Raw genomic sequence first — 23,834 nt, forward strand, 5'->3', positions numbered from 1 at the left:
ACAGGCTGTTAAGAGAGTTCTCGAGATTAGTTTTGTCTCATCAATTTAAAACATAAATTATGACAACAAAACAGCTTTGCCTTCTCGGATTATTATTTTTCCTGATCAGTTATTTATTCTTTTCAAAAGTCTTACCGGACTTTCAGTTACCAATTGATTTTGCACATTGGTTTAATCTTATTGGTGCCTGTTTGTTGTTATCTTTTAATGATGTATTTCCTAAAAACAGATTCAATTTTGTTGCTTCGATTGTCACGGCTTTTGGAGTTATTGCGCATATTGGGCTTTGTACGATAGATTTTATAATGTGGAGTTTTGGTAATAATGAAGTTGATAAAGAAGTATTGAGTAGCCAGATTACTAATACACCTTCTGTTTTTTACCCGTTTGTAGTCATTGGGCCTTCGTTGCTTTTTGTTGGTTTGGCGATACATGCGTTTAGTTTTATTAAAACATGTACTGTAAGTTCATTAATGGTTATTCTTTCTGCTCCGGCAATAGGTTTTTCGTTTTTTGTTTTGAAAAATGGAGTTTATATGTTGTTTAGTTGTGTGATTTTTGTCCTGGGATTGGGTTTGCTTCTTTGTAGAAAAGATATTAGAAGTAGCTGAAAGAATTGAAATTCTGGTTTTAATTTGTATTTTCGTTTGAGTGAAACATAACAATGAATAAATATCTAACATATCTCATTTCGCTCTTTCTGGCTTTTGTCGTGATTGCGAATGATGGTACTTTAGATTCTTATTCAAAATCGGCGAGTTATTATCAGTCTGCTTTTATTACAATCAGAACAGAACTGGATTTTAAAAACTCCCGTTCGTATTTCTTTAATGCGGTTATTTTAGGACTAAAAACGGTATTTTTAGTTCCTTTAATTTATCTTCAGCTAAAAACTGTATTTAGCTTTCAGGTTCAGGTTTTTCTGAAACTGCAAACACTTCTTTATCAAAATCTAACTTCGTTTATAAAACAATCTGTTTTTGTAAATGAAGCAATCACTTCAAATAATTGCTGTAAAAGTTTATACAACGCTTAGTTTGTTCTAAGCCTTTATGCGCTTCAACGCATACGATGATAAAATAATGTCTAATCATTTATCATTTTCAAAATGTATAAACACAAAAAACAAAAACGTTTAGAGCAATCTAAGCGACCACTTCATTGGATAAAAAGAAAACTAATTGTAATAATAACCGCCTTTATGCTCGGAATGTCAAACGGAATGAACGTGCATGATGAAGCGCTTAAAGGAAATCAAAATTATACTGAACAGCATAAGAAGGATTAAATGTTTTTCTGCAAAAAGATCTTTTGAATATACAGTATGTCCTCCTGAGCGAAGTTGAAGGATATGTACGAAATTAACACAAAGAGATTTACATTGTCGAGTTACTTGCGTGTCCTTCGACTTCGCTCAGGAGGACAAGATTGTGCTAATAAAAAAAACCGAAGCAATTCTGCTTCGGTTTTTATTGGAATTTAATTAATCCATTTATAATATCTTGCCCCAATTAAATTAGGGATCTCTTTTTCAATTCTGTCTAAAACCCATTCGTTTTTTGGTGTTCTGATACTTTGTTTTTGTTCCTTTTTATGAAGTTTTTCATAAGTTTCAAAACCAATTTCTATACTTTCTTCGAGGTTTTCAAAAAGTTTGATTTTGGCTAAAGCCGATTGCCATTCCGGTTGAATTGTTCCTTCGAATACTTTTGATTTCGATCCGCTTCCGTAAGCCAGGAATCCGAATTTAGTTCCGGCAACTTCTTGTTTGGTGTCGTAATAATGAGCCAAAGTCGATAATAATCCCATGAAAATAGATCCGGTATAAAGGTTCCCTATTAAAGACGAAGCCAATTCTGCGGGCTGTAATTTCCCGGTTACGAATTTTCTGTATTCATCGGATTTTCCAACCTCTTTGATTTTAGTTTGATAATCTGCAGGTTCGGTATTTTTTGCAATGATTTTATCAGCGTGATCTAAAGCATAAATTTCAGATAACATTCTGCGTCCCTGAAAAGAATACGGCAGGTGCATGATGATGCTGTTCCAGGAATTGTATAAAGTTTCGGTTGTGTTTTTTAATTTTTTAAAGGAAAAGTAAGCGTTTCTCGTACGATCCATATAACATTGATTCGAATATTGACCATCAAAAACCGGTTGGTCTTTATGGATTTCGATTTCGGCTTCTAAATTGTCAAACCAAGGGTCGTTGTTCTCATTTTGTGTAATCGCTTGTTTTGAGATAGTTCTGTAAGGTTTGAAAAAGTCGAAAACACCTTTTGTGCTTGTTGCCCAATTGTCATCAAAAGCAATAATTCTAGGGTTCGAAGTTACAAGCATTGCCAAAGCTCCGGCGCCTTGTGTGTACTCTCCGGTCGAGTTCAAATCGTATTTTGCAAAATCAGTAGTAACGACAATTGCTTTTTTAGCTGGATTCAGTTTTACAAAATCAATGCAATTTTGCAAAGCATCAACGCCGCCAATACAGGCAAAAGTAAAATCGACTACATCACATTCGGCAAGAGAATCTTCTCCAAATTTTTGTTCCATTAAGCTGATTAAGAAAGAACTAATAGGTTTCGAGCTGTCGATTCCGCTTTCAGTTCCAACATAGATTCGGCTAATTTCGTTTAGATTGATTTCGTTGTCAAGAATTAGTTTAGTCAAAGCGTTTGCTCCAAAAACTACAGCATCCTGATGAACATCCGGTAAAGTCATTTTGATAAGTCCGAGACCTTTTTCTAATTTTTCAGGTTCTATATTTCTGGCAATGGCCAAAGTTTTTATGGGTAAATGTATGTTGGCTACGTCAAAAGAGATAGCGTCAATTCCTGTTTTCATTCTGATTTTTTTTGAAGCTGATAAAGGTAAAATTATGCTATTAGAATTTACTTGTTTTCCCTGATTAAAATCGCTGTAGCGTTTATTTTTGAGGAAAATAAATCAAAAAGGGGTCAAAAATAATAATTTGGTAATTATATAAAAGCCAGAAAATGGTCAAAATGGCTTGTGAAAAAAATCTATTTTCTTGTTTTTAAATAATTTGCAATAATATTGGGCAAAGCTCTTTAAAATGATTATAAATAACAACGAAATGGTTGTAGTTCATGTCTAATTGCTTTATTTTTGTATAATTTTTTAAAACAAACTACTTAAACAATTATGGCACAATCTGCACTATTGAATGCTTCCATCTTAAAGAAAGTGGCTATGGCTCTTTCGGGAATATTCTTAATCACGTTTTTAGCGCTGCATGTTTCCTTAAATTTTATTTCTATTATTAGTGTAAATGTTTTTAACGAAGCATCTCACTTTATGGGATACAATCCGCTGATTCAATATGTAATGCAACCAGTTTTGGCAATCGGGGTAATTTTCCATTTCGTAATGGGATTTGTATTGACTGCACAAAATAGCGCTGCACGACCAATTGCGTATGCAAAGTACAACGGAGCGGCTAACGCTTCATGGAGTTCTAGAAATATGATTATTTCTGGATTGGTTATTTTGGCTTTCTTAGGATTGCATTTTTATGATTTCTGGTTTCCTGAAGTTACCTATAAATATATTGCAGGTACAGCACCGGATGCTACAAGGTATTACACTGAATTAGTTCACAAGTTTCAAAGCCCTGTTCGTACAGGATTGTACTGTGTTTCTTTTATTCTTTTAGGATTTCACCTTTGGCACGGATTCAGTTCTTCTCTTCAATCAGTGGGAATGAACAATAAGTATTCTCGATTTTTAAGTAAAATCGGTTATGGGTTTGCGGTTGTAGTACCGGCACTTTTCGTCATAATCGCATTATTTCATCATTTCAATCAACATAATTAATATAAATTATAATGGCATTAGATTCAAAAATTCCACACGGCCCAATATCGGACAAATGGACAGATTATAAAGATCATATTAATTTAGTAAACCCTGCAAACAAACGTAATTTAGATATTATTATTGTTGGTACAGGTTTGGCTGGAGGTTCAGCTGCGGCTACTTTGGCAGAGCAGGGATATAACGTAAAAGCATTTTGTTTTCAGGATTCACCTCGTCGTGCGCACTCTATTGCAGCACAAGGTGGTATCAATGCGGCAAAAAATTATAAAGGTGACGGTGACTCGGTTTACAGATTGTTTTATGATACTGTAAAAGGGGGTGACTACCGTGCACGTGAGGCAAACGTTCACCGTTTGGCTGAAGTTTCTGCTAATATTATTGACCAGTGTGTGGCTCAAGGGGTGCCATTGGCTCGTGAATATGGTGGATTGTTAGATAACCGTTCTTTTGGAGGAACTTTGGTTTCCCGTACTTTTTACGCACAAGGACAAACCGGACAGCAATTATTGTTAGGAGCTTATTCTGCAATGAACCGTCAGATTGGTCGTGGAAAAGTAAAAATGTACAACCGTCACGAAATGCTTGACATTGTTATCGTGAACGGAAAAGCGAGAGGTATTATCGCTCGTAACCTTATTACAGGAGAAATAGAAAGACATTCTGCTCACGCAGTAGTAGTTGGTTCAGGAGGATACGGAAACGTATTTTTCTTATCAACAAACGCTATGGGAAGTAACGCAACAGCAGCTTGGAAAATTCATAAAAAAGGAGCGTTTTTTGCAAATCCTTGCTATACACAAATTCACCCAACATGTATCCCGGTTTCTGGAGATCACCAGTCAAAACTGACTTTGATGTCTGAATCGTTACGTAATGACGGTCGTATTTGGGTTCCTGCAAAACAAGAAGATGCAAAAGCGATCCGTGAAGGAAAGAAAAAAGCAACTGATTTATCTGAAGCTGAGAGAGATTATTTCTTAGAAAGAAGATATCCTGCTTTTGGTAACTTAGTACCTCGTGACGTTGCGTCTCGTGCTGCAAAAGAAAGATGTGATGCTGGTTTTGGAGTTAACAAAACCGGAGAAGCTGTTTACTTAGATTTTGCCGCTGCAATCAAACGTTACGGAACTGAAGAAGCTTTCGTAAAAGGTTTAGATGATAAAGATGCTGCTTTGGTAACAAAATTAGGAGCTGAAATCGTGAAGAGTAAATACGGAAACTTATTCCAGATGTATTACAAAATCGTTGATGAAGATCCTTATACAACACCAATGATGATTTACCCTGCGGTTCACTACACAATGGGTGGAACATGGGTTGATTATAACTTAATGACTACAATTCCCGGATGTTTCTCAATTGGAGAATCTAACTTCTCTGATCACGGAGCAAACAGACTTGGAGCTTCTGCTTTGATGCAAGGTTTAGCTGATGGATATTTCGTATTGCCTTATACTATTGGAGATTATTTAGCTCCGGATATTAAAATGGGAGAAATTTCTACAGATTTACCAGAATTCGTAGCAGCAGAAAAAGAAGTAAAAGATCAAATCGATAGATTTATCAATAATAAGGGAACTCATTCTGTAGATTATTTCCACAAGAAATTAGGAAAAATCATGTGGGATAAAGTAGGTATGGCTCGTAATGCGAAAGGTTTAACTGAAGCTATCGAAGAAATTGCCGCTTTACGTGAAGAGTTTTATAAAGATGTAAAAGTTCCTGGAAGCGCTAACGAATTTAATCAGGAATTAGAGAAAGCGACACGTGTTGCCGATTTCTTAGAGTTAGGAGAATTGTTCGCAAAAGATGCATTGCACCGTAATGAGTCTTGTGGAGGTCACTTCCGTGAAGAATACCAAACAGAAGAGGGAGAAGCACTTCGTGATGATGAAAACTTTGCATACGTTGCAGCCTGGGAATACAAAGGAAAACCAAGTGATGCCGTATTACACAAAGAACCTCTGGTTTACGAAAACATTAAATTAGTTCAAAGAAGCTACAAATAAGAATTTGGTCGAAAGCCCAAAGTCTTAAAGTCCAAACGCAAAATGTGTCGAGCGACTTTCGACTTTCGACTTTATGACTTTCAAACTAAAACAGTATGAAACTTACATTAAAAATATGGCGTCAGAAAAACGCCCAGGATAAAGGGGGAATCGTTGATTACCCAATCGACGGAATCGAACCGGATATGTCTTTCCTTGAAATGCTTGATGTTCTTAACGAACAATTGATCAACAAAGGAGAAGAGCCGGTAGCATTTGACCACGATTGTCGTGAAGGAATCTGCGGAATGTGTTCATTATTCATCAATGGAGAAGCACACGGACCAGACAGAGGAGTTACTACTTGCCAATTGCACATGCGTATGTTTAAAGATGGTGACACGATTTTTATCGAGCCATTTAGAGCAAAAGCTTTCCCTGTAATTAAGGATTTAGTGGTTGACAGAAGTTCTTTTGACAGAATTCAGCATGCAGGAGGATTTATCTCGGTAAATACTTCAGGAAATACAATTGATGCCAATACAATTCCGATCAACAAACATGATGCAGATAAGTCATTTGACGCTGCTGCTTGTATTGGTTGTGGAGCTTGTGTTGCAACTTGTAAAAACTCATCTGCAATGCTATTCGTTGCTGCAAAAGTATCTCAATATGCTTTATTGCCTCAGGGTAAAATCGAAGCTGTTGATCGTGTATTAAACATGGTGCACCAAATGGATCACGAAGGTTTTGGTAACTGTACCAATACCGGAGCTTGTGAAGTAGAATGTCCTAAAGGAATTTCTCTTGAAAATATCGCACGTATGAACCGTGAGTATTTATCAGCAAGCTTACAAGGATAATCTAAAAAACACACTTTTAGTTTTATATAAAAAAAGGATCCGCATATCGGATCCTTTTTTTATTTGCTATTCATAATACAATTGTGAAGCACTTATCTCTTGTTTTTCCTTTCCTTCCTGTTGAATAAAACACGTTAAAGTAGTTCCTCCAATCTGATCAAAATAGCTAATATTTAGTTTATGGAAACCTTTTCCGAGTTGTACAGCTCCATAAGCTTCGTTGAGCCAGTGAATACCGTCGTTATTGACTACTAATTCATTGTCGATAAAAAGCTTCGATCCGTCGTCTGAAAGCGTCGAAATCGTGTAATTTGCTGTTTCGTGAATATAGATGTATCCGTCGAATTTTAAGCCGATATAACGCTCTGTTTTCGTTTTCCATTTTTCACTGCTTATCGTACCTTCGAAAATACCTGAATTAATGGGCTTTATTAATTCCAAATCCTGAACTTGCTGAAATAATGTTCCTCTATAATAATTAAACTTTAAACCTTTCTTAGTTGGTTTTATGGCTAAGGCCGGTTTTAAATCTGAATTTCGAACTATTATTTTATTGATAGAACTTCTTCTTCCGCTTGGGCTGATCTGAACTGTTTTTATGGTTCTGAATTCTCCTTTCGGAATGTTTATCGTTACAGGTTTGGTGTAAAGCTCCGCCGTTTCATCAGGATTATAACCGTCAATGGTATAAAAAATTTGTCCGTTTTTGATGGTTGGTTTTAAATCCAGAACATATTTTGATGCGATTAGTGCCGTTTCATCTGCTCCAAAAGGTGTTGGAACTTTGTACAATCGTTTCTGTGCTTCCAGTTTTTCTAAATGATACGGAATTTGATTCAGAATAAAATGATTGTAATTTTTATTTTGAGGTTGCGTCCAGGCAATTTCAGCCAAAGCAAATACACGAGGATAAATCATATAGTTTAGTTTCGCCGGACTCGTCAAATATTCTGACCAGAGATTTGATTGAACTCCTATAATATATTTTTGCTCTTCGACGGTTAAACTATCAACCGGGGTTGGGTTGTAGTTGTACATTTTTTCAACCGTCGTTAATCTTCCAATTGTTAAAGGTTCATTCGGTGAATAGCCTTGATTATAATCCAGATAGAGCACCTGTTCCGGATTCATGATAACATTGTGTTTTTGTTTTGCTGCGGTAATTCCTCCCGATTCACCTCGCCATGACATTACAGCTGCGTTTGGCGCGAGTCCGCCTTCGAGCATTTCGTCCCAGCCTAAAATTTGTCTTCCGTGTGCGTTTAGAAATTTCTCAATTCGGGTGGTGAGGTAGCTTTGTAATTCATGTTCGTCTTTTATACCTAAAGCCGCAATTCGCTTTTGACAATTCGGACATTCTTTCCATTTTGTTTTTGGGCATTCGTCACCGCCAATATGAATATAGGTACTTGGGAACAAAGCCATAACTTCAGTCAAAACATCTTCTAAAAAAGTAAAAGTTTCTTCTTTTCCGGCACAGAAAATATCATCAAAAACGCCCCAATATTCCACCACTTTATAAGGACGATCCGGAAAACAGGATAAATTCGGATAAGCCGTAACAGCTGCGGTTGCATGTCCGGGCATTTCGATTTCCGGAATGATATTCACATAATGATCTTCGGCAAATTTTACTACGTCTTTGATTTCTTCCTGAGTATAAAAACCTCCGTATGGATTTCCGTCAAAAAAATATGGCGATCTTTCGAATTTATTACCCACTAAAGTTTGGGCTCTTTTAGAACCTACTTCTGTCAGTTTTGGATATTTTTTGATCTCAATTCTCCATCCCTGATCGTCTGTTAAGTGCCAATGAAAGTGGTTTAGCTTATAGCTGGACATTTGTGCGATAAAATCTTTTATAACATCGACAGAGAAAAAATGACGGCAAACATCGAGATGAAGTCCGCGGTAGCTGTATCTGGGCTCGTCTTCGATGGTCACGCAAGGCAATTTGACTTCCTGATTTTTTGGTTGGTTCGGTAAAAGCTGCAACAAACTCTGAACCGCATAAAATAATCCTTCCTCACTTCCGGTAACGGTGATCTTTTTTGGAGTAATAACAATTTTATATGCTTCTTTTTTTAAGGATTCAGCCGGATTTTTAGCAATGAATAAAACTTCAATGTTGCTTTTTTTGTTTGAAGTATTGGAGTTTATAGCCGACTCAAAGATGTTTGCCGTTTTTTGTTCTTTGGTGCTGAATTTATTCTTTTCAAAAATAACTTTGATCTTTCCGTTTAAACGAATACTGTCTCCGGTGGTTTTATAGAAGTTGGGAGCGGGGATAATAAAATTGTTGCCAGAAGAATTTTGTGCATTCGTAAAAGAATAACAGAGTAGTAAAAGGAGAAATATACTTTTTTGCATGGTTGCTTTTTTGGTTGTTAAACAAAAATAGAGTTTATAGATTGAGTTTGCATTTTTTTTGCAAAAGGAATTTATGCTTAAATGTCTTTAAAATAGATGAATTAACTTTTTTATTACTTTGTGTTATAATTTGTTTCGCAATAATATTGCATTTATTGTTTACATTTGCTTTCAACAAAAATGAATTTGCATGAATAATGATAATGAAGTGGTAAATTACACCAAGGAAGAACGTAAAAATCTTATTTTAAAGGAGATTAACTTGCATACCCGTGTAAGTTTTGAAACGCTTTCGGCTAAATTATTTGTTTCAGAAGATACTGTGAGGCGTGATATTAACGAGCTTGAATCAGAATCTTTATTGATTAAAGTAAAAGGTGGTGCGATGACAAAAGCTTATCACCATGCTTCTTCTAATAATCAAACTTATGCAGGGGAATCCAAACAAATTATTGCGCAAAAAACCTTAGGTTTACTTCATGACGGAATGGTTTTGTTAATTGGCGGCGGAACAACCATTCGTGAATTCATTCGCTTGATTCCGGATGATTTAAATCTGACCATTTTTACTGTTACCGTTTTATCTGCTGTTGAACTTCTGGATAAACCCAATGTTAAAATTATCATGATTGGCGGCAGTATTTCTTCTTACAGCCAAATGTGTGTGAGCGGCGATGTCTACAATCAGTTGGCGAATATTAAAGTTGATTTATTAATATTAGGAACCAATGCTTTAGATATCGAAGGTGGTTTCTCAGACTCTGATTGGGAAACCGTTCAGGTAAAAAAAGCAATGATTCAGGCTTCTGAAAAAACCGCTATTTTGACTATTTCTGAAAAATTAGATACAGTCCTAAAAATGAAAATTGCCAACTTATCTGAGGTTGATTATGTTGTCACGGAAGTTGATCCAAACGACGAAAAATTACAAGCGTATAAGAAGGCAGTTCCCAGTTTAGTTTTTCTTTAATCCCAATTTTTCATTAAAAAATTAATCCAGTTCTGGTGAAAGATTTTATCTAAATCTTCATCAGAATAGCCGTTGTTTTTAAATATCAGAACCAGTTTTTGCAAATCGGCAATCGTATCTAAATCGTATGGCCCTTGTTCTGTACCAAAAGCGCCGTCAAGATCTGAACCTACACCAATATGATTGGCATTTCCGGCCAGCTGGCAAATGTGATCCATGTGTTTGAAAACGGATTCAAGATTACAGTTTGTGCCTTTTGGTGTTGAAACCCCTCTTTGCCAATTCGGTACTAACATCCACGCGTCTAAAGCCCCGCCAATAACAGCCCCTCTTGAAATTAAAGCCTGAATCATTTCGTTGCTATATTGACGGTTACGATCCACCAGACTTCTGCAATTGTTATGACTTGCCCAAACGGGTCCGTTATAATGATCCAAAGCTTGCCAAAAAGCATCGTCGCATAAATGGGTTGCATCCAGAATAATATTCAAACGCTCCATTTCTTTCAATAAATCAAGACCATTTTGATTCATTTTTCCCGTTGCGTCTGTTCCGTTGGCGTAACGTCCTGGTCCATAATGTGCAGGACCAATCGCGCGTAATCCGTAATGGTGCGCTTTTTCTAAATACGAAACATCAATAATAGAATCCGCACCTTCCAGACTCAAAATATAACCAATTGGTTTTTTATCGTTAGGCGTTCCGTCATTCCATAAATCAATTTGTTTCAGCAATGATTTTTTATCTGTAATGGCAGTTATTTCTCCGGCTTCTTCCATGGCTTTGTACCACGCCAATTGTCCCTGAGTTTGCGCCCAGGCTTGTTCAGGAGAATTCCAACCCGGAATAATACTGTCGGGTTTTACAAATCTTGCAATTTGAGTCGCGACTACAATACCAATGTTTCCTCTTCGCAAATCAGGAAATGAAACTGTGGCGCGTTCGCGATCCGGTTTGTCGGTCATTCCTTTTTCGAGATGACGTAAAGTAGGTACGTCATTTCTTAAATCTCTGTTCCATTCCATCGCATTCATGCTCAGGTCTAAATGGGCGTCTATTATAAACATAGTATTTTTTTTAAGGCACAAAGGTCTAAAGGTTCAGAGGTTCTCTACAAGTGTTATTATGAGGTCTATTCTCTTTCTTCTTCGCTCTGTTTTCTATTCTTTTTTCTTTATTCTCCTTTTCTGCTGCTAAATATTAATTTTTCTGCTTCGGGCAGCAACTTGCCATTGATCGCAAATTTCATGCGCTGCATTGACCACCTGAACCGAATCGTAAAGGGCGCAAGTTGGGCAAACATGATATGGTTGGGCATAAATCGTGTCGCCAATAACATACTCGTTTTTTCCCCGATTTTCTACAATCAAATGTTCTTCTGAATGCGAAATCGGAATTAAATTTTCATCATTTAAAATCACTAATCTTTTATCGATCGGGTTTTCTGATGAAACGGCTTTGTATCCAATATCAACACAAAGCGTTGTATTTGTTGGTTTTGAAATCACCGTTCCTACAATAACCAAAGCGGGTTTAAATTCCTGTTCGGGTAAATTGGTCTGATAATTAGAATCCCAGAAAACAAAAGTTCCCGGGCTGCATTCTACATTTTTTTGAGTGGCATAAAACGGAAATGTATTCGAACCTCCGGCAACAATTTTTAATTCGTAATCCAGCTTTTTATTAATAGCTTCAACTTCTTCATTAATGCTAAAAAATAAGTTGGAAGCTGCAGCTGTTCGTTCTTCGACATCGCCTTTCAAATGGCCGTCATAAATGTGAATTCCGGCAAAATGAATATTCTTTAAAGGAAGAATTTCATCGATTAAAGCTTTCCAGTTTTTATGAATCGAAATTCCGGTTCTGTTCATTCCGGTATTCAAATCCAGATAAACTGTAAGTTTTAAATGGTTTTTCTCCGCGATTTGATTTAAGGCTTTCGCCGAATCAAGGTTATCAACTATAGTCGAAAAAGCAGTATTTGGATATTTTTGAATCAAAGCAATCCATCTTTCTTTTTTAGCGCCAACAGGCTGATAGGCGAGAAGTACATCCTGAATTTCGTGTATTGCTGCGAGTTCAGCTTCGGCAATGGTGGCGCATTTTATTTTATTGATGTTGCAGGTTTTAAACAAATCCAGAATCTCACCAATTTTATGTGTTTTGATGTGTGGTCTCAATTTTTGAGTGTCACCATTTACAGATTCAATCAAACGGTCGATATTGGCCTGAATACGATCTTGGTAAACAGCCAAAAATGGCGTATCAATGCTGATTTCGGAATTAATTTTCCACCAATTGTTTTGCATAACTTAGTTTCTTATTTTTTCTACTACATCAATTAAACTTTGAAAAGCCTGAAGGGATTGCTCGTAATTTAAGTTCAAAAGCATTTCTTTCGAAAATAAATTAGAACCAATTCCCACGCAAACTACTCCGGATTTGAACCAGGATTTCAAGTTGTTTTCTTCTAAAGTTACGCCTCCGGTTGGCATTATTTTCAAATTCGGGAAAGGTGCTCTAATGGCTTTTACATATCCCGGACCGCCAATTTTATCGGCAGGAAAAAGTTTTACAATTTCGGCTCCTAATTTATTAGCGTGCAATATTTCGTTTAATGTCGCAGCTCCTGGAATCCAGTAAATGTTATTTTTGAGGCAATAGTTTCCAATTTCCAGATCAGTATGAGGACAAACGATACAATCTGCACCTAACTGATGAAATGTTTCGGCATCAGCGACACTTAAAATAGAGCCAACAGCTATTTTTACATTTAAATTGTTTTCCTTTTTAAAGGCTGCCATTTGAGTAAAAACTTCTTTTGCATTATCTGCTCGAGCAGCAAACTCTATAATTTTTATGCCAGCATCAGCCGCCGATTGTAATACTATTTGGGCGGTTTCAATGTTGATTTGTGTTACTAACGGAAGTACACCTTGCGTTTTTAATATGCTGTACATTTTCTTATTTTATCTATTAATTCTATTACTTGAGCCGTTTTTAATAAAATGACTTATTTCGTCGCGATTTGTTATGGCAAAATCTCCGTGAATACTTTGTTTGATTACGCCGCAAGCTGTTGCCCATTCAATGCATTCCTGTCCGGATAATTTATTCGATAATCCGTATAACAATCCTGCGTTGAAAGCATCTCCGGAACCAATCTGATCCGTTACAACGTGTATTTTATGTTCTTGTGTCTGGTAGAAGTTGCCTTCATGAATCAGTAATCCTTTGTATAAATGTGCCGGGCCATCTGATTTTCTAAAACTCATGGCTAATGTTTTTAGAAAAGGCATCTTTACTTTTAATAATTCGAATGTTTGCTGAAAACGATTTTCATCAGATGCTGTAGGATCCGTTTTGATTCCGAAATAAATTTCAATCGCATCAAGATCAGCAACTGTGATTGTGCTGTATTGAAGTAAATCCGGCATGATTTCAGACGGATGTTTTCCGTATTGCCATAATTTTGATCGAAAGTTAAAATCAGAAGAAATTGGAATTCCTTTTTTGTGTGCCGTAAGAATGGCTTCTTTACAAACTAAACCTGCTTCGTGAGAAACTCCCGGACTGATTCCGGACCAGTGAAAATGCGTAACATCGGCGAAAGCCAAATCCCAATTTATTTGATCTTTTTGAATTGTTGCGAAAGACGAATTGCTTCGGTCATAAATTACCTGCGATTGCCTGATTTGATTTCCGGCTTCGACAAAATACAATCCCAAACGTTCTCCGCCATAAACGCATTTTGAGGTATTGACTTTGTATTTCTGAAGTTCGTTTACCGCCAGTTGCGCCAAATCATTTTGTGGTAATCTTGTAATATAATCGGTTTGAATCCCGAGTTGAGAAAGTAAAACACAAACATTTGCTTCAGCACCGCCAACGTGTATTTTTATTTCATTGGCCTGCGTAAACCGGTTTCCATCCGCAACATTCATCCGAAGTAATAATTCTCCGAAAGTTGCAATTCTTGTTTGTGAGGTATTTGTATTCATGGTTGTTGTTTTTTTTGCCACAGATTTCACAGATTAAAATGATTTATTAACCTAACGCTTAATTGTTTTAATACATAGAAACATAGTTTTTGTAGCCGCATAGTAGGCGTTTCACTTGCATTAATACACATATAGCTCTGTGTAAAAGCGAGCTTTTTAAATGTTCTCTAAATAGGTTACAATAAAATCTATGTTTCTATGTGTTTAAATTTTTTTGCTACAGATTAGTTCTAACCTCGAATTCTACAAATTTCCACAAATTAATTTTTACGTACTGATTTGTGAAAATTCGTGAAATTCGTGGCAAAAAAGAAAATAATCCTTTTTAATCATGTAATCTGTGGCATATCTTTTTTAATATAATTCGAAAACAGCTTCAACTTCAACAGGAATATTGTCCGGTAAAGATCCCATTCCTACGGCGCTTCTTACGCCAATTCCGTTTTCTTGTCCCCACACTTCAGCAAACAATTCACTGCAGCCGTTGATTACGTAAGGATGTCTTAGGAAATCGCCATTACAATTGACCATTCCTAAAACTTTTATAACACGTTTTACTTTATTCAGGCTTCCAAAATTGGTTACAATTGTAGAAAGCATTGTTAAGCCGACTTGTCTCGCTGCTAATTTTCCTTCTTCGATATCCATATCATCGCCAATTCGGCCAATGATCAGGGATTTGTCGTCATTAACAGGCCCGTGACCTGAAAGGTATAAATATTTACCATCAACTAAATAAGGTTTATAAATACCAAGTGGTTGTGGTGCCGGTGGTAAGGATAAGCCTAATGTTTCAAATTTTTCTTGTGGTAATAAATTCATGATATTAATGTATTATAGAGTTTAAAATAAAAACGAAAATAATTCCTAAAACAGATACTAGAGATTCCATGACAGTCCATGATTTGAATGTATCTTTCAGGCTGATATTAAAATATTCTTTGAACATCCAAAAGCTTGGATCGTTGACGTGGGAGCACATTAAACTTCCGGCTCCTACAGACAAAACCAATAAGTTAGGGTCGAGTCCGGTGGTTTGTAGTAAAGGTAATAAAACGCTGGCAGTCATTAATCCGGCTGCTGTAGCAGAACCCACACAAACGCGTATGATTGCCGCCATCATCCAGGCCAATAAATACGGATGAATGTTTATTTGTGTTAAGGCAGCTACTATAGTTTCGTTTACACCGCTTACGATCATGACTTCTTTTAAACCTCCGGCTCCACCAACAATGAGAACAATCAGAGCGACATCTTTTATCGCAATGGCATAATCATCCATTACTGATGTGATGCTTCTGTTCATTCTGATTCCAAGAGTGTAGGTACAAATCAATAGAGAAATCAGCATAATCATGCTTGGTTCCCCAACTGTTTTACAAATATTTACTACAGTTTCATTTTGAGAAATCATAGGTAATATTGACGTCACTGTTAATCCGAAAACCGGAAATAAGGCAGAGAATAAACTTAGGGAAAAACTAGGTTGTTTGCCTTCGTTTTCGATTTCTTCGACATTCAGGATTTCATGATCCGATTCGGTTTTGATGTTTTTCAATAAATTCGAAAACAACAAACCCGCAATAAAAATGGTCGGAATCGCAATGATGATTCCGTAGACTAAAACAAGTCCGATATCAGCATTTAAAATACTGCTTAAAGCCATTGGAGACGGATGCGGCGGCAAAAAACCGTGTGCTACTGAAAGCGACGCCAGCATTGGGATTCCCAGATATACTTTTGAAAGTTTAAATTGATGGGCTACTGAGAAGATCAAGGGTACTAACAAAACAAATCCAACACTATAAAAAAGTGGTATCCCAACAATAAATCCGGTAATCATTAAGCCAAGGCGAACGTATTTTCTGCCCGTCCATCCCATAACAGTTTTGGCAATAACATTGGCGGCACCTGATGAAACGGTAAGTTTACCAATACAGGTCCCGAAAACGATAATCAAAGTGATAGATCCTAACATTTCTCCCAAGCCTTTTTGAACGGTTTGTGACAAAGTAGCAATTGGCAGTCCTAAAAACAGACCTGCTAATAAAGCTGTTATGATAAAGGCAATAAACGGATTTATTTTAAGCCAGGCTATCTGAATGATTAAAAACGCAATGCATGCCGTAAGAATTAAAATGCTCATTTATTTTTTGTATTTATTTATCCCGGTTAACGATTGAGGTTTTTAATTTGTGCCGTTAGGTACGTAATATTGGTAGTCATTAGGTTTGAAATTCGTTGGCGTGCCGTAGGTACGCAACAAAACAATGATTATCGCGTACCTACGGCACGCCGGATATTCTGATTCATGTTTGTTCTCTACCAATATTAAGTGCCTAAAGGCACATTTTAATTCTTTAATTATTGTTTATCCCACCACATTCTGGTTGTAAAACTATCTTCTCCCTGACGTTTAACCGCTTCAGCTAAGTTAGCAGAATTCACTGAATATTCACTGGTCGAGTATTTCAAACGTCTTGGAATTGTGCCATTTGTAACATTGCCCGGAAAGTTTACAGGAACTAAAACAGGATAACCCGTTCTTCTCCAGTTGGCGTAAACCTCTTCTTCATCTACAAATAAGGCAACATAAATCTGAGTATGAATCTGACTCATTTTAGCTTCAAAAGATCCTGCCGCGTTGTACGGATTAAGGGTTAAATAAGCAGTTGCATCTGTAATAGCATACGCTGCGCCGTAAATTCCCATGTTTAGGAAAGAAGCTTTTACTCCTTTTTCATATAAATCTTTGTCGGTTTCATTGGTGTACCATCCTCTTGCTGCAGCTTCGGCTAAATATAAATTTGTTTCGGCATTGCTTAAAAGTACAAGTGGCGCATCGTATTTAAAAACAGTACTTTGATTCGGCTCAGAATAAGTGCCTTGTTCCACTGCTGTTGGAGCTGTTTTTGTTCCGTTAGGGAAACCTTTCTGAATGGCAAGAGAAGTATTTTGTGTTGTTCCTTGCCAAACACCTGAATAAACACTGATTCTTGGATCGGCAGTATTTTTTAATAAATCAATGAACGTTTTGGATAATTTTCCTCCTTCAACATTTTTTTGCCCGTAAGATCCCGCTGTAAAATCTTGTCTTCTGGCATCAAAACCAACCGGGTTTTTATTGAAATCATTTGGTCCGTCAGTATAATCCATGATCGCATTATCACTTCCGTTCAAAATTACTCCGCCGGCAATGGCTTTAGTTACCCATGTTTTTGATAAGGCAGGATCAACTTTACTTAATCTTAATCCTAAGCGAAGCATTAAAGAGTAAGAGAATTTTTTCCATTTTGCGACATCCCCGTCATAGATAAAATCAGCTTTACCAAAACTTGGTTTGGCAGGATCTAATGCAATGGCGGCTTCATCCAGTTCTTTTAATAAATCTTTGTAAATGAATTCCTGAGTGTCATATTTTGGAAGAAAAACTTGTGACGTAATTGCTTTTGCAGCATCTGAATATGGAATGTCTCCATATAAATCTGTTGCTTTATGATACAAATAAGCTTTCCAGATTCGCGCAATATTTAATTTATTACTATCATTTGGATTTGCTTTTAAGGCATTAATTACAATTTCAGTTTCATTTAAAGCTGTTGGATAGAGCTGATTGAAATAGGCTGAAAAGTAAACTTCATTGCTTAAATATTTATCTCCAACGCCCGAAGCTTCTTTATATGTAGCATAATGCTGAATCATTCCGCCACATTCCAGAATGTTGGTGAAAAAGTAATTATTATTCAGGCCGTCCAATTGTGCTTTACTGAAAATGTAATTCGGATTTGGTTTGTCAACCACATTCGGGTTGGTATTTATTTCTTCAAAATCCTTGGTACAGGATGACATACTTCCTAAAAGTATTCCTGCGATATATAAAATGGTGATCTTTTTCATGTCTTTTAATTTAAAAATTATCAATTAAGTGCGTTTAAAATTTGACATTTAAACTTAAACCGAAACTTCTGGTTTTTGGCACTCCAAATTGTTCTACACCTTGTGCATTTCCTGCACTAAATACAGATTCCGGATCTACGTTTGGTGTTTTCTTGTAAAGAATGAATAAGTTTCTTGCTACAAATGAAACAGAAGCACTTTGAAGTTTTGATAATCCTTTTATTCTTTGAATTGGAAGGTCGTAACCAAGGATTACCTGTCTTAGTTTTACAAAACTTGCATCATAAATAAAAGTGGATGAAATGTTTCTTAAGCCATCATAATACGTTCTTAAGTTTTCAGGAGCAATCACCATATCAACCGGATTTCCGTTTGTGTCAACACCTTTTATTGGTAAACCGTTTTCGCGGCCTTCAAGCGTTAATTTTGTTAATCCCATACGAGTTCCGTACAAATCAGTTCCGGAATATAAGCTTCCTCCAAATTTACCATCGATCAAAAAGCTGAATGAGATGTTTTTGTATTTGAATTCATTGCTGATTCCTGCTGCCCAGGGATGCACTCCCTGACCTAATTCCTGAAGAGGTCCTTGTGCTACGGTTGCTGAACCGCCGCTTACATTATAAACTGTATTTCCGTTTGCATCTACACGTGGTTTGTATCCTTTTATAATACTATATGGACGGCCAACATCACTTGTTATCGTTACATATCCGTTTACGGCAGTTGCCATAGTAATAGAATTCAGCTGATCTGTAAGCGCTTCAACTGTATTTTGGTTATAAGATCCGTTGAAACTTGCATCCCAGGAGAAATTTTCAGAATTAATGATTTTTCCACTCAATAAAAATTCAACCCCTTTGTTTCTCATTTTTCCAAGATTCAATAAAGCGGTGCTTGATCCTGAAGCGTTAGAGATAGTAGTTTCGACAATATCATTTGTGGTAGCACGGTTGTAAAATGCTAAATCAAGATTTAAGCGATTGCGGAAAAATCCTAAATCCGTACCAATCTCAAATGTTGTAGAAGTCAACGGACTTAAAGTTGGATTTGGCACTCTGGAACTTGTTGGTCCCTGCAATTGCTGACCGTTATGTCCGCCCTGAACCATAGAATACGATTGATTCAATGCATAAGGATCCGGTGTTGCGCCACCCACTTGTGCCCATGAACTTCTTAGTTTGGCAAATGAAATAAAGTCAGGCATTGTTACGATATCAGATAAGATAATGGCGGTTCCAACCGAAGGATAAAAGACAGTATTGTTTTCTTTAGAAAGCGTAGAAAACCAATCCTGACGGCCTGTAATATTTAAAAATACAATATTTTTATAGTCAAAATCTGCGGCTCCGTAAACTGAATTTGTTTTTGTTTTTCCGTACGGATAGCTATAGGTAAGCGTTGATAAATTACTGATGGCATAAAAATTATCTAAGACAAAATTAGAACCTTCAAATCTGGTTTCGTCTCTTAGATTGGTACGCGAGTTCACTCCGATTAAAGCATTTAAAGAGAAATCATCAATGATATTTTTCTTCGTATAATTAAGAATAGCTTCAGAATTCAGATTGGATATTTTAACTCTTGAACCTTGTGCATATCCAACGGGATTGTTTAAAGTCGTTTTTGGGATGTATCCGAAGAATTCATAATCTGTAAAATCCTGCCCAATTCTACCCTGAAGAAATAATTCCGGTGTAAAGTTCAGTTTTACATTCAGCATTCCGATAAAACGATTTTTAGTATCGTTATTTTTAATTTTATTAACCACAAAATAAGGGTTTGTTGCTACTGCAACCGGATTCCATGCTTCTTCAATTCCATTTTCGTCATATCCGGGAGCAAGATTTCTAATGTCAACCGTATTAGCGATCATATAAGTTCCCCAGTTTGGGTTTGCTTCAGCATCAGATACTGTGGTTCTGTTGTTTGATTTTTCTAAATTGTATTGTGCCACAACATCAAATTTCAACCAGTTTGTTAAGTTTACATTACTGGCAATATTGATGCTTTTGCGGTTAAAATCAGAGTTGGGTACAACACCTTTATTCTCCATGTTTGAAAACGAAAGACGTCCCGTTGCTTTTTCATTTCCTCCTGATAAAGCAAGGGAATTGATAAAAGTTGTTCCTGTGTTGTAGAAATTTTTAATGTTGTTTTTCTGTGCAACATACGGTCTTGCCACGCCATCAAACTGAACAACGTCCGTTCCGTCAATTTTAGCTCCCCACGACCAGCGGCCGTCAGCAATGGCTTCTGCCTGATTGGTTGGTTTTTTTCCATTTGCCCCTGAGCCGTATTCATACTGCCAATCTGGTATGATCGATGGTGTTTCGAAAGTAAATGAAGTATTATAATCTACCCCAATTCCTTTTTGAGCAGCTCCTCTTTTCGTCTGGATCAGGATAACCCCGTTTGCAGCATTTGCGCCGTATAATGCAGCGGCAGTTCCACCTTTCAAAACGGTTATGGTTTTAATGTCATCAGCATTGATAACAGAGGTTCCGTCACCTCGGTCAACATTTATTCTTGTTGATCCCGGTCCGTTGCCAATTCCAGGTAAGTTCAGTTGTGTATTGTCAATTGGTAAATCATTTACCACGTACATCGGCTGGTTATTTCCGTTTAGCGAACCATTTCCTCTAATAACAACCCTGCTTGAACCATTTGGTCCGGTTGCCGTACTGCTCACGTTTACACCGGCAATTTTTCCCACTAAGGCATTGGCGATATTGGTTTCCTTGGCTTTTGTAAATTCAGTTCCTTTCAATTCTGTAACTGCATAAGCAACAGATTTGCTGCTTTTTTTAACTCCTAATGCAGTTACCAAAACCTGATCTAAAACATTTTCAGCTGATTTCAGGTTAATAATTAAATCCTGTGTATTGTCTAGTTTATATTCTAAAGTGGCGTAACCCATGTAGCTGATGATGATGTGAGTTTCATTTTCCGGAACATTGAGTTTAAATTTTCCGTTTTCATCTGTTATAGTAGCTATTTTGCTATTGCTTTTGGAGTAAATTGTTGCTCCGGCAATTGGCATTCCGTCGTCCTGACCAAGTACCTGGCCCGAAATTTCCGTCTGATTGCTTTTTTGTTCAAAAAGGTGCTTTTTAATTGCGGTCTCTTTTGCATTTGCTGAGAAGATCATCCCCCCAATAAACACTAATGAAATTAGCTTTGTTTTCATAATTCTGTGGTTTTCATGTTTTTTTTGGTTTTTATTGGCGATCAAATATAAAAATTTATTTTTCACATTTGCATATTTTTTGCATAAATAGCATATTTTTTGCAATATTTTTTCGTGAAGTATTTTTAATATCTAAAATACGGGCTGTTTTTCTTGGTGTTTTGAGAAAATTTTGCAGATTATGCTTTTTTTAGGAAAATCTATTTTAATCTTAAAATTCGTATTTTTGAGAGATGAAAATAGCACTTATTCAATCGGATCTTTACTGGGAAGACGCTTCTAAAAACAGAAAAAGCTTTGAATCGAAAATAAATCAGATCGATTCAGGAGTTAATTTAGTCGTGCTTCCCGAAATGTTTTCAACAGGATTTACCATGAACGCGCCAGAAGTTGCTGAAACCATGCAGGGGGAAACCGTGTTGTGGCTGCAATCTTTAGCCAAACAAAAAAACTTTGCCATTACGGGAAGTTTAATTATTCTGGAGAATGATAAATATTATAACAGAATGTTATTTGTTTTTCCGTCCGGCGAAATTCAGCATTATGACAAGCGTCATTTGTTCTCGCTTGCCGGCGAAGATAAATGCTATACCAGCGGGAACGAAAAGGTAATCGTAGAGTATCTGAACTGGAAGATTTGTCTGCAAGTTTGTTATGACTTAAGATTTCCGGTTTTTGCGAGAAATGTCGAAAATTATGACTTGCTGTTATATGTGGCCAACTGGCCAAAAGTACGCACCAATGCCTGGGACTCTTTGCTGAAAGCAAGAGCCATCGAAAATTTAAGTTATGTCGTTGGTGTAAACAGGGTAGGGCTCGACGCCAATAATTACGAACACACAGGACATTCGCAAGTAGTTGATTTTTTAGGGAATTTTATTCTGGAACCTCAAGAAACAGAAGCTGTCTTTGTTGTTGAACTAGACAAAGAAGTCATGTTGGAAACTCGTAAAAAGCTCGATTTCTTAAGTGATAAAGATATATTTGAGGTTAAAATCTAGAATGCTTTTCTTTTCTTGGCATCCTCTTTTTTCTTCTTATCGACTAGTTTCTTCTCAACTTCAGGATTAAATGGAACGCTTAGATCAATGGTTTCATCTACATCCCAGTTTGTTCTGACATCGACTTCTTTTTGGTAATAAAACACCTCTTCAGAATAGGTTTTGTTGAGGAAGTTACCTGCGTCGTACATTTTGTTTTTATTGTCGTCGTAGATTATTCTCACCGTAAAAGCTTCAGGTTGTAATAAGTCAAAGCTTATTTTTGTGCTTTCTTCAGAATACGCACTGGCCAGTACAACATCTCCTTTTTTATTGGTGATCTCAACAATTATCGGGTAGCGTTTTACGTTTCGCAGATTCAATACCAGGTTTCCGTAATCAGCATATTCTTTTGTAGTTAATTTATAAGCAAGCGTGTCGTTTGTCTTTTCGTAAAAATCAGTCAAAGCGCCCGGGAAAAAGGTAATATTATATTTGTCGACCGGTTCTTTTTTGAAATCTACATATAATTTTTGTTCAAACTCGTCGTATTCTGTCGTAAAATCTACCGCTACAGAATCTTTGTTGACCAATCTGATTTTTGATTTGTCAAATTTTACCAATGGTGTTGCTGATTCTAAGGTAAATTTATCCCTGAAATTCAGAACTCCGTTTTGTAATGCAGTAATATTAAGAGTGTCTTTCTTTTGATCTTTGATCTTGAAAGTAAACTTTTTGTTGTAATTGTCCTTGCTGATTTCCATTGCCAGAGAATCTGCTTTTATTGGCTTGAACCAAACCTGCAAAGAGTCTTTTTTAGGAAAAGCGGTCACAATAGTTTCTAAAACATCGTTGTTGTGTTTAAGGACAATTTTAGGTTTAGAAAGTTTAAAGTTTTGTTTGCCTTCATAAGGAAGGTATACTCTGTTTCCTGATGCCTGAATGGGTTTGAATGCTTTTAACGGAAGCGTTTCTTTGAATAATTCCAATTCAAATACAGTGTCATTTGGTACAGTAATGTAATGTTTAAGAAATCCAATTTTATCATCTTTTGGATTGTATCGGTTGTTTGCACCTTTGTCTTTTAGTGCAACCAGCAGGTATTTTCCGGCTTTTAGATTTTCTAATTTAAAAGTTCTTAAACTGTCTAAAGTATTCGTAATATATCGTGGACTTTGTTTGTAGATTAGAGAATCTTTATACGTGTCATTTACCTCATACAGCATCACTGATACAAAATTGTCTACGTTTTTTTCATACGCATCTTTAATTTGTCCGCTAATCGAAAGTGAATCAATATAAGACCCTGTCGAGAAAATATATTTGAACTGATTGATTGCGTTTCCTTCGTTATTGTCTGCAATACTTTGGCCAAAGTTAAAACTATAGGTAGTGTTGGGCTGTAAAGTATCTTTTATTTTTATGGTAATAACTTTACTTGCTGTAGTTGGCAGGATCAACGGCTCATGTTTCATTGGAGGTGAAATAATAAGCTGTTTGTTTAAGTTTTTAAGTTTTACATATTCATCAAAACCCAGAATGATTTCGTTTCCTTCAAAGTTCGTGCTCATGTTTTTTGGCGAGCTGTATTTTAAAACCGGGGCAAGAGTGTCCTTTAGTCCGCCGGTAATGCTGCCTCGTTTGGCGCAGCTCAACATTAAAAATACAAGTAAAAAGGCAATATATCTGAAGTTGTTTTTCAACATAACGGTTTCTAAATTTGATTGCACAAAATAAC

19 protein-coding genes are annotated in these 23,834 nt (G+C 36.5%); 8 read left to right on the plus strand and 11 right to left on the minus strand.

Annotated elements, in window-relative coordinates; translation table 11 throughout:
- Nucleotides 1-59: 59 nt before the first annotated feature.
- The 3 genes from B0A67_RS20605 (at nt 60) to B0A67_RS20615 (ending at nt 1,288) form a co-directional block, all read left to right on the plus strand.
- Entirely contained in the window at nt 60-611 is a 552-nt protein-coding gene (locus B0A67_RS20605; protein ID WP_072964195.1) for a hypothetical protein, read from the plus strand.
- Nucleotides 612-664: 53 nt separating this feature from the next.
- A complete protein-coding gene (locus tag B0A67_RS20610; RefSeq protein WP_072964193.1) occupies nt 665-1,036 on the plus strand; it encodes a hypothetical protein in 372 nt (123 codons plus the stop codon).
- Nucleotides 1,037-1,108: 72 nt separating this feature from the next.
- Nucleotides 1,109-1,288 carry a hypothetical protein gene (locus B0A67_RS20615; RefSeq protein WP_072964191.1) on the plus strand — a complete coding sequence of 60 codons (180 nt, stop codon included), beginning with the start codon at nt 1,109-1,111 and terminating at the stop codon, nt 1,286-1,288.
- Nucleotides 1,289-1,479: 191 nt separating this feature from the next.
- Here the strand turns inward: B0A67_RS20615 and B0A67_RS20620 are convergent, their stop codons facing one another.
- Nucleotides 1,480-2,841, minus strand: coding sequence for a hydroxymethylglutaryl-CoA synthase family protein (locus B0A67_RS20620; protein WP_072964189.1), 1,362 nt, complete (start codon nt 2,839-2,841; stop codon nt 1,480-1,482).
- Nucleotides 2,842-3,162: 321 nt separating this feature from the next.
- Here B0A67_RS20620 and B0A67_RS20625 point away from each other — a divergent pair, with 321 nt between their 5' ends.
- From B0A67_RS20625 to B0A67_RS20635, 3 genes are all read left to right on the plus strand, one after another.
- Nucleotides 3,163-3,834 (plus strand): succinate dehydrogenase cytochrome b subunit, encoded by a 672-nt coding sequence (locus B0A67_RS20625; protein ID WP_072964187.1) that lies wholly within the window; start codon nt 3,163-3,165, stop codon nt 3,832-3,834.
- Between the two features lie 11 nt (nt 3,835-3,845).
- Nucleotides 3,846-5,846, plus strand: coding sequence for a fumarate reductase/succinate dehydrogenase flavoprotein subunit (locus B0A67_RS20630; RefSeq protein ID WP_072964185.1), 2,001 nt, complete (start codon nt 3,846-3,848; stop codon nt 5,844-5,846).
- A gap of 95 nt (nt 5,847-5,941) precedes the next feature.
- Nucleotides 5,942-6,688, plus strand: a complete 747-nt coding sequence (locus B0A67_RS20635; RefSeq protein ID WP_072964183.1) for a succinate dehydrogenase/fumarate reductase iron-sulfur subunit — start codon at nt 5,942-5,944, stop codon at nt 6,686-6,688.
- 66 nt (nt 6,689-6,754) lie between these two features.
- Here B0A67_RS20635 and B0A67_RS20640 read toward each other — a convergent pair whose 3' ends face one another.
- Entirely contained in the window at nt 6,755-9,058 is a 2,304-nt protein-coding gene (locus B0A67_RS20640) for a family 20 glycosylhydrolase (protein WP_072964181.1), read from the minus strand.
- A gap of 190 nt (nt 9,059-9,248) precedes the next feature.
- Between B0A67_RS20640 and B0A67_RS20645 the strand changes: the two genes are divergently transcribed.
- Nucleotides 9,249-10,028: a DeoR/GlpR family DNA-binding transcription regulator gene (locus tag B0A67_RS20645; RefSeq protein WP_072964179.1), complete on the plus strand. Its 780-nt coding sequence runs from the start codon at nt 9,249-9,251 to the stop codon at nt 10,026-10,028.
- Here the strand turns inward: B0A67_RS20645 and B0A67_RS20650 are convergent.
- The 8 genes from B0A67_RS20650 to B0A67_RS20685 form a co-directional block, all read right to left on the minus strand.
- Nucleotides 10,025-11,095: a dipeptidase gene (locus tag B0A67_RS20650; protein ID WP_072964177.1), complete on the minus strand. Its 1,071-nt coding sequence runs from the start codon at nt 11,093-11,095 to the stop codon at nt 10,025-10,027. The genes B0A67_RS20645 and B0A67_RS20650 overlap by 4 nt on opposite strands.
- A 126-nt stretch (nt 11,096-11,221) precedes the next feature.
- Nucleotides 11,222-12,337 (minus strand): D-TA family PLP-dependent enzyme, encoded by a 1,116-nt coding sequence (locus tag B0A67_RS20655; protein ID WP_072964175.1) that lies wholly within the window; start codon nt 12,335-12,337, stop codon nt 11,222-11,224.
- 3 nt (nt 12,338-12,340) lie between these two features.
- Nucleotides 12,341-12,988, minus strand: a complete 648-nt coding sequence (locus B0A67_RS20660; protein WP_072964173.1) for a beta/alpha barrel domain-containing protein — start codon at nt 12,986-12,988, stop codon at nt 12,341-12,343.
- Between the two features lie 9 nt (nt 12,989-12,997).
- Nucleotides 12,998-14,029, minus strand: coding sequence for a sugar kinase (locus B0A67_RS20665; RefSeq protein ID WP_072964300.1), 1,032 nt, complete (start codon nt 14,027-14,029; stop codon nt 12,998-13,000).
- A 354-nt stretch (nt 14,030-14,383) separates the two neighbouring features.
- Complete coding sequence (locus tag B0A67_RS20670; protein ID WP_041518541.1) at nt 14,384-14,851, minus strand: RidA family protein; 468 nt, start codon at nt 14,849-14,851, stop codon at nt 14,384-14,386.
- A 4-nt stretch (nt 14,852-14,855) separates the two neighbouring features.
- The gene (locus B0A67_RS20675; RefSeq protein ID WP_072964171.1) at nt 14,856-16,175 is read right to left on the minus strand and encodes a GntP family permease; all 1,320 of its coding nucleotides are present in this window, start codon (nt 16,173-16,175) and stop codon (nt 14,856-14,858) included.
- Nucleotides 16,176-16,393: 218 nt separating this feature from the next.
- The gene (locus tag B0A67_RS20680) at nt 16,394-17,926 is read right to left on the minus strand and encodes a SusD/RagB family nutrient-binding outer membrane lipoprotein (RefSeq protein WP_072964169.1); all 1,533 of its coding nucleotides are present in this window, start codon (nt 17,924-17,926) and stop codon (nt 16,394-16,396) included.
- Nucleotides 17,927-17,960: 34 nt separating this feature from the next.
- On the minus strand, nt 17,961-21,116 hold the full coding sequence (locus B0A67_RS20685; RefSeq protein ID WP_072964299.1) for a SusC/RagA family TonB-linked outer membrane protein: 3,156 nt from the start codon (nt 21,114-21,116) through the stop codon (nt 17,961-17,963).
- A gap of 233 nt (nt 21,117-21,349) precedes the next feature.
- Between B0A67_RS20685 and B0A67_RS20690 the strand changes: the two genes are divergently transcribed.
- A complete protein-coding gene (locus B0A67_RS20690; RefSeq protein ID WP_072964167.1) occupies nt 21,350-22,117 on the plus strand; it encodes an amidohydrolase in 768 nt (255 codons plus the stop codon).
- On the opposite strand, the gene B0A67_RS20695 is transcribed toward B0A67_RS20690, so the two are convergent.
- Nucleotides 22,114-23,802, minus strand: coding sequence for an Ig-like domain-containing protein (locus B0A67_RS20695; RefSeq protein WP_072964165.1), 1,689 nt, complete (start codon nt 23,800-23,802; stop codon nt 22,114-22,116). The genes B0A67_RS20690 and B0A67_RS20695 overlap by 4 nt on opposite strands.
- Nucleotides 23,803-23,834: the final 32 nt, after the last annotated feature.

Origin of the sequence: Flavobacterium aquidurense, from assembly GCF_002217195.1 — a bacterium.
Classification (GTDB): Bacteria; Bacteroidota; Bacteroidia; order Flavobacteriales; family Flavobacteriaceae; genus Flavobacterium; species Flavobacterium frigidimaris.

Bases quoted from the DNA above. Each gene is read 5' to 3' on its own strand.
- B0A67_RS20605 (WP_072964195.1), top strand. From the start codon at position 60: ATGACAACAAAACAGCTTTGCCTTCTCGGATTATTATTTTTCCTGATC.
- B0A67_RS20610 (WP_072964193.1), top strand. From the start codon at position 665: ATGAATAAATATCTAACATATCTCATTTCGCTCTTTCTGGCTTTTGTC.
- B0A67_RS20615 (WP_072964191.1), top strand. From the start codon at position 1,109: ATGTATAAACACAAAAAACAAAAACGTTTAGAGCAATCTAAGCGACCA.
- B0A67_RS20620 (WP_072964189.1), bottom strand. From the start codon at position 2,841: ATGAAAACAGGAATTGACGCTATCTCTTTTGACGTAGCCAACATACAT.
- B0A67_RS20625 (WP_072964187.1), top strand. From the start codon at position 3,163: ATGGCACAATCTGCACTATTGAATGCTTCCATCTTAAAGAAAGTGGCT.
- B0A67_RS20630 (WP_072964185.1), top strand. From the start codon at position 3,846: ATGGCATTAGATTCAAAAATTCCACACGGCCCAATATCGGACAAATGG.
- B0A67_RS20635 (WP_072964183.1), top strand. From the start codon at position 5,942: ATGAAACTTACATTAAAAATATGGCGTCAGAAAAACGCCCAGGATAAA.
- B0A67_RS20640 (WP_072964181.1), bottom strand. From the start codon at position 9,058: ATGCAAAAAAGTATATTTCTCCTTTTACTACTCTGTTATTCTTTTACG.
- B0A67_RS20645 (WP_072964179.1), top strand. From the start codon at position 9,249: ATGAATAATGATAATGAAGTGGTAAATTACACCAAGGAAGAACGTAAA.
- B0A67_RS20650 (WP_072964177.1), bottom strand. From the start codon at position 11,095: ATGTTTATAATAGACGCCCATTTAGACCTGAGCATGAATGCGATGGAA.
- B0A67_RS20655 (WP_072964175.1), bottom strand. From the start codon at position 12,337: ATGCAAAACAATTGGTGGAAAATTAATTCCGAAATCAGCATTGATACG.
- B0A67_RS20660 (WP_072964173.1), bottom strand. From the start codon at position 12,988: ATGTACAGCATATTAAAAACGCAAGGTGTACTTCCGTTAGTAACACAA.
- B0A67_RS20665 (WP_072964300.1), bottom strand. From the start codon at position 14,029: ATGAATACAAATACCTCACAAACAAGAATTGCAACTTTCGGAGAATTA.
- B0A67_RS20670 (WP_041518541.1), bottom strand. From the start codon at position 14,851: ATGAATTTATTACCACAAGAAAAATTTGAAACATTAGGCTTATCCTTA.
- B0A67_RS20675 (WP_072964171.1), bottom strand. From the start codon at position 16,175: ATGAGCATTTTAATTCTTACGGCATGCATTGCGTTTTTAATCATTCAG.
- B0A67_RS20680 (WP_072964169.1), bottom strand. From the start codon at position 17,926: ATGAAAAAGATCACCATTTTATATATCGCAGGAATACTTTTAGGAAGT.
- B0A67_RS20685 (WP_072964299.1), bottom strand. From the start codon at position 21,116: ATGAAAACAAAGCTAATTTCATTAGTGTTTATTGGGGGGATGATCTTC.
- B0A67_RS20690 (WP_072964167.1), top strand. From the start codon at position 21,350: ATGAAAATAGCACTTATTCAATCGGATCTTTACTGGGAAGACGCTTCT.
- B0A67_RS20695 (WP_072964165.1), bottom strand. From the start codon at position 23,802: ATGTTGAAAAACAACTTCAGATATATTGCCTTTTTACTTGTATTTTTA.